Annotated in this window: 10 protein-coding genes; 5 read left to right on the top strand and 5 right to left on the bottom strand. The window is 50.2% G+C overall.

Going from position 1 to position 16,080, the window contains the following annotated elements; genetic code table 11:
• Positions 1–171 precede the first annotated feature (171 nt).
• Positions 172–1,665: a glycerol kinase GlpK gene (gene glpK / locus ACN0YR_RS14745; RefSeq protein WP_417850004.1), complete on the bottom strand. Its 1,494-nt coding sequence runs from the start codon at positions 1,663–1,665 to the stop codon at positions 172–174.
• 365 nt (positions 1,666–2,030) lie between these two features.
• On the opposite strand from glpK, the gene ACN0YR_RS14740 reads away from it, so the two are divergent.
• Complete coding sequence (locus ACN0YR_RS14740; RefSeq protein WP_417850003.1) at positions 2,031–3,359, top strand: PQQ-binding-like beta-propeller repeat protein; 1,329 nt, start codon at positions 2,031–2,033, stop codon at positions 3,357–3,359.
• 91 nt (positions 3,360–3,450) lie between these two features.
• The gene (locus ACN0YR_RS14735; protein ID WP_417850002.1) at positions 3,451–4,434 is read left to right on the top strand and encodes a hypothetical protein; all 984 of its coding nucleotides are present in this window, start codon (positions 3,451–3,453) and stop codon (positions 4,432–4,434) included.
• On the opposite strand, the gene ACN0YR_RS14730 is transcribed toward ACN0YR_RS14735, so the two are convergent.
• The gene (locus tag ACN0YR_RS14730; RefSeq protein ID WP_417850001.1) at positions 4,399–6,174 is read right to left on the bottom strand and encodes a hypothetical protein; all 1,776 of its coding nucleotides are present in this window, start codon (positions 6,172–6,174) and stop codon (positions 4,399–4,401) included. The two genes, ACN0YR_RS14735 and ACN0YR_RS14730, sit on opposite strands and share 36 nt — an antisense overlap.
• Positions 6,175–7,079: 905 nt before the next feature.
• Here ACN0YR_RS14730 and ACN0YR_RS14725 point away from each other — a divergent pair.
• Positions 7,080–8,069, top strand: a complete 990-nt coding sequence (locus ACN0YR_RS14725; protein ID WP_417850000.1) for a DUF1571 domain-containing protein — start codon at positions 7,080–7,082, stop codon at positions 8,067–8,069.
• Positions 8,070–8,153: 84 nt separating this feature from the next.
• Here the strand turns inward: ACN0YR_RS14725 and ACN0YR_RS14720 are convergent, their stop codons facing one another.
• Positions 8,154–8,483 (bottom strand): hypothetical protein, encoded by a 330-nt coding sequence (locus tag ACN0YR_RS14720; protein WP_417849999.1) that lies wholly within the window; start codon positions 8,481–8,483, stop codon positions 8,154–8,156.
• A gap of 664 nt (positions 8,484–9,147) precedes the next feature.
• Positions 9,148–11,196 carry an ABC transporter ATP-binding protein gene (locus ACN0YR_RS14715; protein WP_417849998.1) on the bottom strand — a complete coding sequence of 683 codons (2,049 nt, stop codon included), beginning with the start codon at positions 11,194–11,196 and terminating at the stop codon, positions 9,148–9,150.
• Positions 11,197–11,957: 761 nt separating this feature from the next.
• Between ACN0YR_RS14715 and ACN0YR_RS14710 the strand changes: the two genes are divergently transcribed.
• Together ACN0YR_RS14710 and ACN0YR_RS14705 are read left to right on the top strand one after the other, a co-directional pair.
• Complete coding sequence (locus tag ACN0YR_RS14710) at positions 11,958–12,377, top strand: hypothetical protein (protein ID WP_417849997.1); 420 nt, start codon at positions 11,958–11,960, stop codon at positions 12,375–12,377.
• 513 nt (positions 12,378–12,890) lie between these two features.
• Positions 12,891–13,667, top strand: coding sequence for a FliA/WhiG family RNA polymerase sigma factor (locus tag ACN0YR_RS14705; RefSeq protein WP_417849996.1), 777 nt, complete (start codon positions 12,891–12,893; stop codon positions 13,665–13,667).
• A 557-nt stretch (positions 13,668–14,224) separates the two neighbouring features.
• On the opposite strand, the gene ACN0YR_RS14700 is transcribed toward ACN0YR_RS14705, so the two are convergent.
• Positions 14,225–15,973, bottom strand: a complete 1,749-nt coding sequence (locus ACN0YR_RS14700) for a sulfatase (protein WP_417849995.1) — start codon at positions 15,971–15,973, stop codon at positions 14,225–14,227.
• Positions 15,974–16,080 lie beyond the last annotated feature (107 nt).

Raw genomic sequence — 16,080 nt, 5'->3', positions numbered from 1 at the left:
CTATTATATAGCAGTCTGCTCCACCTTCTGTCCGCGAAGAACGCGTTTCAGCAATCAAATTGCTGTTCGCCACAAGGCAGAATCTGTACACCAATTCAATGATGCTCCAAAGGAAACATGCTCCAAGAAAGAATAGCTGAGGTTTTTCAGCATGCGTTTTCTGGCAGACTCTTACTCATCAACAATCCAGTTTCGTGAGGCTTTCACGGCGCGGTGCCAGTTGGCAGTATGCTCGCTTCGCTCTTTTTCAGACATATCGGGTTGGAACTCTCTGTCGATTTGCCAGTGCTTGGCGATTGATTCCAGATCTTTCCAAACACCAATGGCGAGACCTGCCAGGAAGGCCGCTCCCAAGGCTGTCGTTTCCTGAGATTTAGGGCGTGTGACCGGAACATTCAGCAGACCTGCCTGAAAGCTTAACAATTCGTTGTTCACCGTCGCTCCGCCATCCACCTTTAACCGGGCCAAAGTCACACCGGAATCTTTCTGCATCGTTTCCAGAACATCCATCGTTTGAAACGACATCGACTCGACAGCAGCGCGAGCGAGGTGCCCAGCAGTCGATCCTCGAGTCAGCCCGATAATGGTTCCGCGGGCTGATGAGTCCCAGTACGGAGTCCCCAAACCGACAAACGCAGGCACGAAATATACGCCCCCGTTGTCCGGCTCTGTCGCGGCCAATGCTTCGACACCCACAGACTCTTCGATAAGACCGAGCCCGTCGCGTAACCACTGCACGACAGCACCAGCAATAAAGATGGACCCTTCGAGACAGTACGTCACTTCATCACCAATTTGCCAACCGACAGTGGTGAGCAGACCGTTTTCCGAGATCACCGGCTTGGAACCGGTATTCAGAAGCATGAAGCAACCGGTCCCGTAGGTGTTCTTCGCATCTCCGACCTCGAAGCAGGCTTGACCAAAGGTCGCCGCCTGTTGATCTCCGGCACATCCCGCGATCGGAATTGCTCGACCGAAGAGTTCCGCTTTCGTTTCACCGAACAGCCCACTTGATGGTTTCACCTCTGGCAAAATGCTACGAGGAATATTCAAAATTTCCAGCAACTCATCGTCCCATTGCATCGTGTGCAAATTGAACAACATGGTTCGACAGGCGTTCGTCACATCGGTGGCATGTACGGTCCCCCCTGTCAGTCGCCAGATCAGAAAACTGTCAACCGTTCCAAATAGAATCTCTCCCTTCTCCGCCCTCTCTCGCAAGCCTTCCACAGAATCGAGAATGTACTGAACCTTGGTCCCGGAAAAATAGGCGTCGATGACAAGGCCGGTTTTTTCCCGAATTGTCTTTTCGTGTCCGTCAGCTTTCAGCTTCTGGCAAATCGGATCAGTAATACGACTTTGCCAGACGATGGCATTACAGACCGGCTTTCCTGTTTCTTTCTCCCAAAGAATGACCGTCTCACGCTGATTCGTAATTCCAATGGCGGCCACATCCTCAACATCAACGCCACTTTTCTCAATGGCCTGTTGAGCAGTCTCCAGTTGAGAGGACCAAATCGCTTCGGGATCGTGTTCGACGTGTCCGGGACTCGGATAGATCTGTTCAAATTCTTGTTGAGCCTGCGCCACCGGATCTGCGTTTTCATCAAACAGAATTGCACGGCTGGAGGTTGTTCCCTGATCGAGCGCGAGGATGTAGTTCATATTCTCTTTCCTTGGGGGTTGGTCTGGGGGGGATCATCGCACACGTACAAACAAACCGTCAACACTCACGCATCAGTGATGAACGTCTTTCATCAGCGACAAGGCTGTCCACCACAAGACAGAATGCGGAGTTCATTTTCCATCATGCCCGAGAAACTGCGACGGACTTCAATGAAACTTCCCCTTGAATCGAAAGAGACTTTCGCTCGCAGGTTATGGAAAATTGGTTGAGAAAGGAGTTTCATCAGCCATCGCGAAGCAGTTGCTTCCTACAATGCTGAAAGGTCGAAATGACCTGGCAACCGTTTTGACATTCAGCTGTCAACGCGGCAGAATGTTGACTCCTGATCCATTGGAGGTACAAAATGCTTAAGACAAAACAAACCATCTTATTTCTAACAATGACTTTCCTGCTCTCCAGCATCACATCGGCTGAGGATTGGCCGCAGTGGCGCGGCACGGATCGTGATGCCCAGTGGAATGAAAAAGGGATCATCGACGCCATTCCCGAAGAGGGCTTGGAAGTCGTTTGGAGGCAACCCATCAATCAAGGTTACTCTGGGCCTGCTGTTGTTGGTGACAAGGTCTACGTCACCGATTACATCCTGAAATCAGGAGATCCAAGAAACGGCCCCGGGACGATCAATCAAATTCAGGGAACTGAACGGGTCCTCTGTTTGAATGCCACGGATGGAGAGTTGATCTGGAAGCATGAGTACGACTGCCCCTATCGAATTTCCTACCCAGGTGGCCCACGGACCACACCGACTGTTGATGAAGATCGTGTTTACACTTTCGGAGCAGAGGGCCATCTGTTCTGTTTCGACCGCAATTCGGGCGATGTGCTCTGGTCGAAGCAGATGCGAGACGAATACAAAGCAAAAACTCCGATTTGGGGATTTTCCAGTCACCCTTTAGTAGACGGCGAGTTCATCTACTGCGTCGTCGGTGGGGATAACAGTGTCGCCGTGGCGCTCGACAAAATGACCGGTGAAGAGAGATGGACCGCCCTTTCTGCTTCCGAACCGGGCTATGCTCCGCCGAGCATTGTCGAAGTCGGCAAGACACGCCAGCTGTTGATTTGGGATGCCGACAACCTCAACAGTCTCGACCCTCAAACGGGCGAAGTCTACTGGACAGAAGAGCTCAAACCTCAATACGCAATGTCGATCATGGCACCGCAACTTTCAGGTGACCTCCTATTTGCCAGCAGCATTGGTGACGTCGGTGCGTTGTACAAGTTGGGATCAGAAACACCCTCAGCTGATATCGTATGGAGAGGAACCAATCGCAGCGCCGTCTACTGTGCGAACAGCACTCCGTTTATCGACAACGGAGTGATCTACGGAAACGATTGTCGATCAGGAGCGTTGGTGGCTGTCGATATCAAAGATGGTCATCGTTTGTGGACAACATTTGAAGCCACAACAACAGGGCGACCAGCCAGCCATGGAACCGCGTTCATCGTCAAAAATCAGCAAACATATTTCCTGTTTAATGAATTCGGCGATCTCATCACAGCAAAACTGACCCCCGAAGCTTACGTGGAAACTGGTCGATTTCATGTGCTTGAGCCAACTAACGAAGCATTTGGACGCAAAGTTGTTTGGGCGCACCCAGCCTTTGCAAATGGACACTGCTTTGTCCGCAATGACAAAGAGATCGTTTGTGTCTCGCTGAAAGCGGACAAATAAAACGACTGTTTCGCCGGACACTTAAATGATGTCCGGCGAACTTTCAGGGCCGAATCTCGACACTCTTTTTTTGCACGGAGACGCAAGCAGAATGACAAAGGATGTCATTTCAATTGGCATGATTGGTCTGCCAGAGACCGATGCGGACGCGATCGTCGAGGCGTTGAAATTACAATCACGCATGCGCTTGGCAGGCATCTACACAATGGAGTTTTCCCAAGCAGACGCATTCGCCAGAAGACACCGGATTGAACCGTTTGGAAGCCTGCGAAGGTTCTCCAGGACGGAAACGATCCATGGTGAAGTCTGGAACACGACTCCACAACTTGCCAAATGGGGGCTGGGAAACAATCCTCGCCCCGCTCTGATCCGCAAGCAATTCCTGAATCAGTGTTCTATTCAGGATCTGCTGAAGTTCTCCAACCTTGCCGCAGCAGCGCATGCATTAGTCGTTCCCGAACTGTTGCATCGATGGACGCCAGCGACGCTCCGCATGAGAGAATTGATCGCGACGCGACTCGGTCCGATCCACACCCTCGAAGTCCGTGTCCCTGTCCCGTTCACTGAGACCACTCCGGACTGGAGTCATCCTGATGTGCTGATCGCATTGGATATGGTCCGCATGCTCCTTTCACTGAAAAAAGTTTCGGTGAACTGCCTATCCGGTGAGAAAGTCCGCTTTGAATTCGAGCGACACGAAAGCGAACCCTGTGAATGCAGTATTGAATTCGAAAAGAAATCCCCAAATTCAACACCGCATCAGCAGCTGGTTCCGCAACTTTACGCACAATGCCACTGGGGCGACATCGAAATCTTGACAGACCACGAACTCAGATGGATCGCAGATGCAGACTGGACTCGCGAAACTCTCACTGGAGAGCGTTCGGCGGAGCAGGTTCTCATCGACATCTTCGGTCGCAGGATCGCAGGCGGAATTGTGCCTGTCCCGGACCTGAGTGATCTCTTTCGCTGCTATCGACTCACTCAGGCCATCCAACTCTCACTTGAGACATCACAGAAGATTGTCGTCGATGACGCCTCACTGCCCGTCCACCACGGCAAATTCTGCTTTTGATCCGCTCGGACGATGAAACTCCAGATTGAGAACGTCTGACTGACGAAGTTCTGTATCGAGGCGTAGCGAGATTTGATGAAGTCCAGCTTCAAGCTCGAATTCGAACTCTTTACCGGCTTCAACGAGTTCATCGTCAATCCAAAGAGTCACCCCCTCCACAGAGTTGAGACGCCCTTCGATCTTGCCACGAGTAGCAACTTTGAGTTCTCCCTGAACGTAGACAACCGATTGCGAAGTCTTTTCGACAATCTCGCGAAGTGGAAGATCACCATTGACGCGGCTGTAAATAGACTCCCATGTCGATGCCCGAAGAACGAGGTCTTCAAACGTTGAAAGCGTAGGGACTTCATCAATAAGACCTTGTGGAACATCGGTGAGGAATCGCCAGCGCTGCATTCGCTGAGTCGAACGGACCGCATAGTCGCCCGGCTTTCCGAGCATCGACAAGAACTTTGCCAGATCGATGAACTCGGCATGAGTCATGAACTTCACCAGCCCTTTCGGCATCAACGATTTCCCTTCGACTTCATCATCAATATCGTCGATGGGAATGGATGTTTCTTTTCCTGTTGCGTCTCTCAGGACAAGAGCATTTGCTGTCCGGTCCGCGACGAGACCTTGATGAATTCGTCCACGCGTCGTGATAACGACACGCGTAGTATAGGCCTCTTTGATTGCCTGATCAGGATCAAGGACAGACATCACGACGTACTCAATCGGTGAACTTGCTCCGATTGCACTCAAGTCGGGACCAATCTGCCCGCCAGCTTTGCTCACCGCGTGGCACTTCATGCAGCTCAAATCCTGACGTCGAAAAACAGCTTCTCCACGGATGGCATCTCCTTGCTCGTTGACCTCTTTCACAAGTGCAGCCAGTTCTTCCTTTGTCGGAGGCTTCGGATCTCCTGCAATCCCCGCAATTTTCGAGAGGACAGCGGAAAGTTCTGGATCAGTCCGGCCAATCGAGAACATGTGTCGCAATGCAAGTTTGGCTGTGTCTGGTGCAGGGGGAGTCGCTTCGATCGCTTTGGCTAACACAATCGAGCCTTTTTCCTGATCAAGAAAACCGTCGAGAAGTGCTGCCGGATCATCTCGTTGACCAGCGACTTTCAGGGCCTGAGAAGCAAACGTTGCAGCGGACTCGACATCAATCAATGCTAACACTTGAATTGCCATCGAACGCTGAGCGAACGACTTCCCGTTCTGGGCGAGATCCTTCAACAGAGAATTCGTTTTCTCCGGAGAAATTTTGGCCATCGCAGACAATGAACTCGTGCGAATGTTCGGCTGAGTACTTTCACTTGTTGCGATCTTTCGGAGTGCATCAAATGCGGAAGCGACTTTCCACTGACCAGCAAGTTGAATCGAAGTCGTGCGAATCGACTGTTCTTTCGATCCAATTAACGAAGTGATCGCTGACAAATCCCCAGCAGGAGTCAGGTTCCGTGTCGTTGAGGCATCTGAGAGTTGCTGCAAAGAACTGCTCCGCAGATCTGTTGGCCAGTTTCCGTCCTCGACAATTTGGTCAAAAATGAACTTCAAATCGTGTTCATTTCCCCGGTCGCAAATTAACTTCACGATCGCCCCCAGACGCTGCTCGGGAACGCGACCGCTCTTGAGGAGCGTTAGCATCGAACCGACCGCACTTGGTGGGTCCGCTGCTTCAACTGGCAATGTGGTCACCAGAGAGAGGACGATAGTCCATTGCAAAATGAGGCAAGTCAGCCTGTGATTCAACATGATATGGGTGGCTCCACAATTCTCGTTATTCGATCAAGGTCGTTGACGATCCGGGGTGTTTAATCAAGTTACCAAGAGCGGGGTTAGGATGAGCTTTTCGATGAACGACCAGTTCAGGTGGGAGAAACATTTTAATTGAGTGAATCACGATTTGCACCTCATCGCCGACGCGTGGAGAGTCTCAGAGTCCCTGGAACGGTGAAGACGGAGTGAACTTCGATGACGCTCGCCATCTCACACAAAACGTCAGAGATCCGAATCCAAGCAGGTCGCCACTACGAGTGGAGCAAACGTACAGCATTTCCGAAATCGCATAAAAACTCCCTCATAGCAAGCAGAGGCTTCCTGAAAACATCCTTTCTTCACAGTCGCAGATTGCAGAAAAGGCTAAGAAATGGCGACAACTGCTGTTTATCGAAGGATTCATGGCGGAAAAGCCCCAACACGGTGTCCGATCAGGCAGGTTGGAGAAGCTTGCCAAAGATTGCTTTGATTCCGCATTCGATGTACTGGTCCGAATAATTGCGTGATCGGCAATTTCCTACCGGTTGCGAATACAAGGTGTCGATCAGATACGTAGAACCGATCAGACCACCTGCATGAAAGATTTTCTCAACACCTGAGGAGTCAACTTCAGGGATTCTGACCAGTTCTGAAAGCTCTAGAGCATCTTTCGAATTGGTTTGCAGGTTCTGCCTCGTGGCGAACAGTATTTTTACTAGAGAAATGCGTTCGTCACGGGCACACGGTAGAGCAAACTGCTCTAACAAAGCCTGCACGACACCTCATCATTTCAGTGATTAAAGTGATGAATACGAATTCAGCAAGATTGTTTTTGGCTCTCATCGCCGATCCTCGGCATCCATTCGGACACTCGACACCTTCGTTAACTGAGGGAATGACGCATGATGCGTAAGCGACGTTCCAACCGCTACTCCGGAACCAATTTTCTCGCCGTTCTCATTGCCTGTGGCGCGTTGGCAATAGCCCACTTGAATTCTGATCCGATCGCGATTGGAGGAAGTCCGAACGAGGAGAGCGTCAACTTGATGCCGCCCGTGCTCGCTCTTCCACCAACACCATCTTTGCCACAGCACAATGCTGTGACGCAGGATTCTTCCAATGATGAATCTGGCCAGGAGGTCCTCCCAGCCGAAAATCCAGGTGTCTTAAAAGGTATCTGGGCGCTAAAAATGACATCGACCCTTCTTCGTAAGGGAACAAAGTCATTCACAAAGGTGACTGACTACACAGCTTCAATGTATCGGCAAGAACGATTGAATGGTGTCCTCGGCACAGGACAGACGATCGAGATGAAACTGAAGCACGAACCGTTCAGCCTTTACATGAAGTGGCTCAGCGGGGACGAAAAAGGACAGCAAGCGATCTATGTTGAAGACCAGAACGATGGAAAACTGCTCGTTCAACCTGGTGGCATCAAAGGTCGCTTAACCGGTGTTCTGAAACTTGACCCAGAAGGCAGCCTGGCAATGGCGCAGTCACGCCATCCTGCCACGCAAGCTGGACTTGTTGAACTTGCGAAAACCATTTTGAAATTTCAGGATGAGGACCTCAAAAGAGGAACTGGATTCCAATGCGAACTCGTTGACAATCAAACCTTTGATGATCGCCCCTGCTACATCTTCACCTGCGTGTACGACAGTGAAGAGATCAACAGCGTGTACAGGAAGTCTGTCATCTATGTCGACAAAGAACTTTCCATGCCCGTTTGTGTAAAGAACTTCTGCTGGGCGAAAGATGCCAATCCAGAAACGATTGACGACGAAACCCTCTTAGAATTCTACGCCTACTCTGGTCTTGAACTTTACAAGGAACTCGAAGTCGCTGACTTCGACGCCAAGAACCGTTCTTACCGCATGCGAGTTCGTCGATAAGTTTTGGCTCCACTCCATATAGACAAAAGCCGCGATGGGTTTCCATCGCGGCTTTTTTTTCGATCGACTTCTTAATCCAAGAAATTAGTTTCGTTTTGGACCTTCGCTGACTGGAACGTCGCAGTCGATGTCACACTGGTTATTGTCACACTCATCTGCGGTGTCAGCGAAAGCTGCTCCGCGAGTGTAAGCTTTAAGACCGTTTCCGTGTTGTGCTTCTTTGCTGAATCCGGTGAAGTAGTAGCTTTGGTTCAGTTGGCCAATTGCATCAGCAACGTCGTTCAATTCTGCCACGACAGCGTGTTGAATTTCACTCAGACCAACAATCATTCCAATGACAAGAATGGTCGCCACGAGGACAAGTTCAGCAGAAACAATAAAACCAGCTTCATCATTAAGTAGTGTACGCAACATCTTTATAGTTCCCTGTTTGTTTTTTCGTTTTTTATATTTCACATTTTTGAACTGAGATCAAAACAGCTTTGATTTCAATTCCAGACAAGAAGGCTGATCCCCATTCCTGTCCAAGTTGCGTTTCATTCCGGACCAATGAACGCGCGCTGATCAATGGGTCGGCATTAATCAACGAAACAAATCCGCTCTCCTCCCGCATTAAAAAACAGGAAGAAACGGAATTGCTCGCGGATGATCTACTCACCCTGCGAACAAGAATGCTGTAATGCAGAGAACGTGCCCAAAAAGCAACAAGCCGCGATGAAAGCGATCACCGCTACAACAGTTGCTTCTCCAATGTGTGCATAAGCAACGATCAAGGCGGAAATTATGCGGTGGAAATGTGCCCCAGCATTTGTAACGATTCAGCAACACCGGAGAGGCTGCATAGAAACTCGCTCACCGAATGTTCAAGGCCCTGAACGTTTCGTTAAGAAGGAACGCTTCAAAAACACATCATCGAGCCATTCTCGCAGCGACGACATGCGCACACCTTTTTCAAAGATGTGTGACAGCAAGTCCGATATTGGTCTGCGCATTCCACCTCGTCCCGAGCAGTTCGCGACGAGCAGACTATGTCATCATGAAAGCGATCGAGACAGGCTACTGAGCATTAAAATAATGCTTATGCGACTTTCCCGATGACGCGCGATGGGGAATGGTACAGGCGATGATAGATGGGACACGATTCGAGGAGTTGCTCATGACTTCCACTGGCGATCACGCTTCCTTTTTCCATCACAACAATCCGAGTGACAAAGTCAAGTAAGCTGTTCGAGATCGTGTGAGAGATCATGAATGTCGTGCGACCTTTGACGAACGTCTTGAGAGTCTCATGAATAAACGTTTCACTTTCGGCATCCGCAGCGGACGTCGCTTCATCGAGAATCAGAATCGCCGGATCTTTCAGAATCACGCGAGCTAGAGCAATTCGCTGCCGCTGACCGCCTGAGAGTTCCTTTCCTTTATCGCCGATCACTGTCTCCAACCCTTGCGGCAAAGACTGGATGATCTCCCAAACATGGGCCTGGCGTGCAGCGTGTTCTACTTCTTCACGTGTCGCATCTGGAGTTCCATACCGAATGTTTTCCATAATCGTCTCATCGAAGAGCATCGTCTCCTGAGTCACAATTCCAACCTGATTTCTGAGCTCAGAAATCGTCATGTCAGTGATTGGAACTCCGTCCAGAAGAACGCTGCCGTTTTCGGGGTCATAAAACCGTGGCAACAAATTGACGAGGGTCGACTTGCCACAACCGTTTTGCCCAACGATGGCGACTACTTCACCAAAATCAACTGTTAAGTCGACATGTTCGAGGACTAACCCACGTTGTGTTTTGGGATCCTGGCATTCATAACGGAAGGAGATATCTCTGAACTCGATAGTTTTTTCATGTCGCCCACTGGCCTTTGAAACCTCTGGATCAGCAATGAGACTTTCTCGATTCATCAGATCAAAAATTCTGTCTACGGCTGCAGCGGAACGCTTGAGGCGAGAAAACGTCGAAGACATTTTCCGACACGGATCAAGCATTCCGACTAACATGAAGTACAAAGTTGCCAGCTCTGCTGAACTCATGACCCCGCTGGAGAGCCGGACTCCGAAGATGTCTTCCTTGCCGCGCAGGACAAGATATGTTCCGGGGATGACTGCAACGAACATGGCTGTCAGCCCAAGAAGTTCCAACAGCGGTTTCGCTGCGGCGTCAATTTTGACAACCTTCAAAGACTTCTTGAAGTAAGACTGATACTGCCGTGCAAACTGATCTTCGTGATGCTCCTGGTTATTGAAAGCAATAACTACTTTCAGCCCGGAGAAACTTTCTTCGAGAACTTTATAAATCTGCGACATGCTTTCCATCATCCGGCGACTGGCTCGCTTGAGCATCGACCCGAATTTGCTCAGGAACAAACCGAGCAGCGGAATAAAGAAGATGGAGAGTAACGTTAATCGCCAGTTGATCATCAGAGCGAGAACCATACACGACAGACACTTCAGCGGCTCTCGAATCAATCGCCCGCCGAGAAGTGTAATTCCCTGTGAAAGCTGTTCACCATCATAAGTGAACCGCGACATCAAGCCGCTTGTGCCTTCATTTGAAAGAGACTGATAGTCGAGCTTCAGGACGTGCCCGAACATGTCTTTACGCAGCTTCATAACGGCCGATTCAGCGACACGACCGACAAGTATTTCCTGCAGGAAAATAAACACACCTTTGACGGCCGTCGCAAGGATGACAATCACCAACAGCCAGAACAAAGTCTTAAATTCGTTCTTCGGGACCACTGGCATCACATACGACTGCAGCCATTGGAACTGGTAATGCTCCCGCCGGTGGCCAGTTAACTTGTCATTGGCTCGCGCCTGCTTCCGTAATGATTCGGTATAAGCAGGGTCCGTCGCCGGAATTCCCGACTCACGAAGTCTTCTCACTTCGAGTTCCGCTCTATCGACCGACGCCAAAGCTTCTGCTTCCTCGGCCTGAGCATTCTCGATGCGATCATCGACGTACTCGTGAAGATTCTTCTGCTCCAGCAGGATCTTAATCACTGGGAAGGCTAAAGAAAGGTTCGCACCCCATAGGACAGCAACAAGCAGACCGAGGACCACTGAGACCAGCAGTTGCTTGCGAAAAGGCCAAACATAAGGGAAAAGTTTTTGGAAACTGCCCACGAATCATTCCGTGTTAAATTTTCGATTCCATCCGAATAACAGACCAGTCCCGATCTCAGAATTTCCCCCTCGTCTCGAAAGAGAATCTGGTGTTTGACTGGTATCTTCGTAATTTAACTCTGATTGAGAAATTGTGTCCAGTCGAATCTGAGCGGCCCCGTCCCAAACCCTCGTCATTTCGTGTTCTCAGGTAACGACTTACAGCTTCACCCCGCTCCCAAATGATATCAGACAAGCAGAACAGCGACTCAAAGCAGAACCAGACGCATCAACAGGCTCCGCTGCGTCGAAGCGGTCAACTGACAATCGACCTGAAATCGGCTAAGATCGTGTTCTGCCGAACGTTAGATGTCGTGCGAATTGAGCAATTTGGCACGCTCGTCAATGTATCGTTGAACAAGAGCAACGAAACACTTTGACAAACATGAACCGTGACGAATCGTTCGTCGAATGACCACAGGATGGAATTCAAGCATCTTCTTCGCTTGCCGTTCCCGTGAAGATCGTTTCCATAGCTCCATAGATTGCTCGCCACGAGGCAGAACGTGAACTCCAACAGGCGATTCGTCCTGCCAGTTCACAACATATATACGCGACTCGTCAAAGTATGAGTCGCAACGAGAAAGTGACTCAAGGAAGATCAGACCGAGTCACACGAACCATGGTGTTGAAATCGGAGTCATTCGCTGGAATGGCTATTGAGATCTCAGTTTTGTTCGAGTTGAAATGTCCCCTTAACCACGCGTCAGGAGGTTTGCGCAATGTTGAAGTTTGCATCCCGATTTACCCTCGTATGTGGGCTGTTCGCACTCTGTACACAGCCGGTCCAAGCTGAAAAGTACGTCACCCGGGCGTATCACGTCCCTGCCCGTGTCCAACCAGTTGTGGTTGCGCCTGCCTACCCCGTCTTGCAACGGCCGGTCGTGCTCACCAATTACTATGCCCCCGTTCCCGTTGTGGTTCACAGGCCCGTTGTCGTTGCTCCAGTTCCAGTGGTGGTTCCAGCTGCGGTTGTCGTTCCTCGTCGTCGTGCCATTCACGAAACTGTTCGTATACAGCCGAATCGAACGGTCGTCCGCGTCCGCGAGTACGCTCCCCTGGCGATTTTCCCTACATCGAAGCAAGTTGTCATTCAGCGAGAAACGCCTCGTGGCGTCATTACTCGTCAGCGTGGACGCTAAGTCGACCACAACCGATCTTCGTTGAATTGAAGACTTGATGACGAACGCTAGCCGAACCTCTCTTTGAATTTGTTTCGGCCCCTTTACCAGCAGATATTGCTTGTCCACCGACCCACCCACTTCACCGAAGTAGGTGGGTCGGCACATTTTGCAACCTGAGTTGGCAAGTGAATCGAATTCTTAAGGTGTCGCTGGACACTGACTGAGGGCATCCGATATCTAACCCTTCCCGTCACACCGCTTGGTGCCACCGACCGGAACTCTACCGGTCAGAGCTCAAGTATCCAAAGTCGCTTCCGACTTAAGAACAATTCCGTTTTGATTCAGAGTTTTAGATCGCCTGTCGATCTCACGTACGATTACACAAGTTATAACAATTACCCTCATTCCATCTCCTCGGTTTGCCGATAAATTGACTACGAGTCTTGCCTGCCTGTCTCTGTCGCGTGTCAGAAGAGAGCTGCAAGAGACGTTCTTGGCATCGGCGATCGACATGAGGTCACGGAGGAGTTTATGACCACGAAGGTCACAGAAGACATCCAAGCCATTTGGATCGAGTTCAAGAAGGACTCGCGAAACCAACCACTTCGTAACAAGTTGATGGTTCATTATTTCCCGCTCGTGCGTTTTAACGCAGATCGTGTTTGGGCTAAATTACCAGATGGAGTTGATCTCAATGATCTAATTTCCGCAGGTGTATTTGGGCTCATGGACGCCATCGAAGCGTTTGACATGGAGCGTGGTGTCAAGTTTGAAACGTATTGTGTTCCACGAATTCGTGGTGCAATGCTTGACGAACTTCGCACAATGGACTGGGTTCCAAGACTTGTACGCAGTAAAGCAAGCAAACTTGAAGCTGCCAGAAAAGCGTTGCAGGCAAAACACGGACGTCCACCGACAGATCCGGAACTCGCCGAGCAAATGGAACTGTCTGCCGAAGAGTTTGACAAGCTGAAAAACGAAGCCAACGCTGTCAATCTCGTCAGTCTGAACAAGAAGTGGTACGAAACCGACAGCTACAAAGATGTCCGCGAAGTCGACGTCATCGAAGACCTCAAAGGTGAAGATCCGACTCTCGGCATCCAAAAAAGAGACGTGATGAAACTCGTCACTAAAGGTCTCAACCGAAACGAACGACTCATCATCATTCTTTATTATTATGAAGAACTGACGATGAAAGAGATCGGGCAGACACTGGGCCTTTCAGAAAGTCGCGTAAGCCAGATGCACTCCAGTATCGTTGCTCGATTGAAGGAACAACTCCGCCGTCGACGCCCTGAATTTGCTTAGAGCAGTTTGTCCTGCAACGTGCCCGCGTAGAACACATTCAACAGAAGAACCGCTGTTCGCCACGAAGCAGAATGCAAGCATTAATTCGAAAATGAGCTAACACTTCGCAGATCGTACCGTAAACCAAAACACGACTCGCCGCCCAATTTGGGCGGCTTTTTTTGTGCAACGATTTCCAATTGGTACGCGAAGTCTCAATAAACTCGAATGGCCTTACGACGTTTTCGCTGGGTCAGGTCTCAATGATAGCCTTCTCAATCGAGCAGTTTGCTCGATTGAGTCCCCGTGAAGAATGCGTTTCTATAGAACCAGTCCGAAAACCTCTGGAATAGCCACTTTCCTCAACGTTTGAGAGAGCAATTTCAAGTTTCAGGACCAGTTCTAATAAAGTAGCTGTTCGCCACGAGGCAGAACCCGAACACCAATTCGAAGACTACTCCATGTGAAACATCCACTCATTCGAGAAATGTGATCGTGATTTCTCGGCTTGTCAGTTCGCCAAAACTCTGCACTTTTCGCTCCCATCCACGAAAAGGATACGAGACCACGTTGAGAGCTTAACGCCTCGGTTGTGGTGCAGATGCTGTTGGCGGAATGATAGCTTTCGCAGGACCATTTCCGGCTCGAAAGTACCCTCGTTGATATCCAGAGCCATCCGTCACTTGCCACACAATTCCTTTTTGCGTCTTCTCAAGATGCTTTCGTCCGCCATGAATAATTGCAGCGAACGAAGGTTGACCACGATTGTCTAACACAAAGAGCTTGATCGGCTGAGTGGAGTTGTTGAAGAACTCGATTTGGAAAGTCGGCCCACTTGGTGTCGAAGCAGGAGCGTTCCCGCGTGTTGCGACATTCCATGTTAAGTTTGGCTCTGGACCTTTTTCGACGAGCTTCTTCTCAACAAACGACTTTGGAGCGAGGCCGCGCATCTCCGCGAGTTTGACCTGATACTTTTCGTCAGCAGCCAGGTTCTCCCACTCGAAAGGGTCAGTTTCGATATCGTATAACTCCTCTCCACCCTGCGAATAATGGATGTACCTCCAGCGTTTGGTGCTTAAACCGAAACTCTTCGGTTCCCCTAAGTAAGTGACAGAGGGATGAGGCCAGTGTCCGCCAGGATTGCTTAACAGCGGAGTCAAACTGGGACCGTCGTGATGCGATTCGGCTGGCAAGCCGCACAAATCAAGAAGTGTTGGAAACAGGCTCAACAGGTTGACGGGAGCATCCGAGGTCCCCGGACTTGTCCCGGAAGGAAGCCCGGGGGAATTCTTGGGAACACGGACAATCAGGGGGACGCGTGTGCACGCTCTCCAGGCAGTATATTTCTGCCAATGCTGCTTTTCTCCCAAATGCCAGCCATGATCCGACCAGAGAACAACAATCGTATTCTTTGCATTGGGGCCGTTTTCTAACGCGTCGAGAACATGCCCGAGCATTGTGTCGGCAAAATAAATCGAAGCGAGATAACCCTGAATCCCCTGCTTCCACTGGTTTTCCTCCTGAATGTGGGCGAAGTACCGATTCGGCCCTCGGCGCTGCCCTTCTGGTGGAAGATCTGCCAGGTCATCTTCACGATACCCCGGCGGCAACTGAATCGATTCCAGAGGAAATGGTTCGAAGTATTTCTTGGGGACAAACCACGGTTCGTGCGGACGATAGAAGCCACAAGCCAGAAAGAACGGCTTTTCATGTTGTTGTTTCAGCTGTTCCGAAATCCATCGAGCAACAAGAAAATCTCCTCCATACGCTTCGTCGCTGACATCGAGTGCCGCCCAATCAGATTCCACATATTGCCAATCCCCCTTGCGTGATAACGAGACCGGCCGGTTCTTCGGGTACATCGTCCTGGGGAACGGATTCTCTGACTTCGCCTCCGGGAAGTAATCGTTCCAGGAATCGGCATCGATCACGTAGTGCAATAATTTCCCCGACCCGGCAGAATGATATCCGTGTCGAGAAAATGTTTTTGGGAGGAGTTCGGCATCAGGCAGAACATCACGCATTTTCTGGCGACTGTCGTACAACCCCGAACGATGCGGTGATCGCCCCGTGAAAACTGCTGTCCGAGATGGATTACACGAAGCTCCGGGAGCATGAGCATTCGTAAAAAGAACTCCAGAAGCTGCCAATCGATCCAGATTCGGCGTGAGCGTCTGCGGATGCCCTTTCAGGCAGCCAGTCCAGTCATTCAAATCATCGATCGAAATGAAAAGAACATTTGGTCGCTGAGAGCTCGTCTCCTCAGCCAAACTCGATGCTCCAAGAAACAGAAGCAGACAGACAGAAATTCCAGACTTACCCAGCATTTGATGACTCCATTCACAAATTATTTCAGTCGAGACGCCACAGATTTTTAGAGATCACCCACGACTATTTATTCGAAAAGTTATCTTCGCCGGCGACTTCAAGCTTC

Source organism: Thalassoglobus sp. (assembly GCF_048270125.1).
Taxonomy (GTDB): domain Bacteria; phylum Planctomycetota; class Planctomycetia; order Planctomycetales; family Planctomycetaceae; genus Thalassoglobus.
Note: the sequence above shows the minus strand (reverse complement) of the source record. Positions and strands in the feature narration are given on the sequence as shown.

Coding starts and splice junctions, on each gene's coding strand:
- ACN0YR_RS14720 (WP_417849999.1), bottom strand. CDS start 8,483: ATGTTGCGTACACTACTTAATGATGAAGCTGGTTTTATTGTTTCTGCT.
- ACN0YR_RS14710 (WP_417849997.1), top strand. CDS start 11,958: ATGTTGAAGTTTGCATCCCGATTTACCCTCGTATGTGGGCTGTTCGCA.
- glpK (WP_417850004.1), bottom strand. CDS start 1,665: ATGAACTACATCCTCGCGCTCGATCAGGGAACAACCTCCAGCCGTGCA.
- ACN0YR_RS14700 (WP_417849995.1), bottom strand. CDS start 15,973: ATGCTGGGTAAGTCTGGAATTTCTGTCTGTCTGCTTCTGTTTCTTGGA.
- ACN0YR_RS14730 (WP_417850001.1), bottom strand. CDS start 6,174: ATGTTGAATCACAGGCTGACTTGCCTCATTTTGCAATGGACTATCGTC.
- ACN0YR_RS14725 (WP_417850000.1), top strand. CDS start 7,080: ATGATGCGTAAGCGACGTTCCAACCGCTACTCCGGAACCAATTTTCTC.
- ACN0YR_RS14740 (WP_417850003.1), top strand. CDS start 2,031: ATGCTTAAGACAAAACAAACCATCTTATTTCTAACAATGACTTTCCTG.
- ACN0YR_RS14705 (WP_417849996.1), top strand. CDS start 12,891: ATGACCACGAAGGTCACAGAAGACATCCAAGCCATTTGGATCGAGTTC.
- ACN0YR_RS14735 (WP_417850002.1), top strand. CDS start 3,451: ATGACAAAGGATGTCATTTCAATTGGCATGATTGGTCTGCCAGAGACC.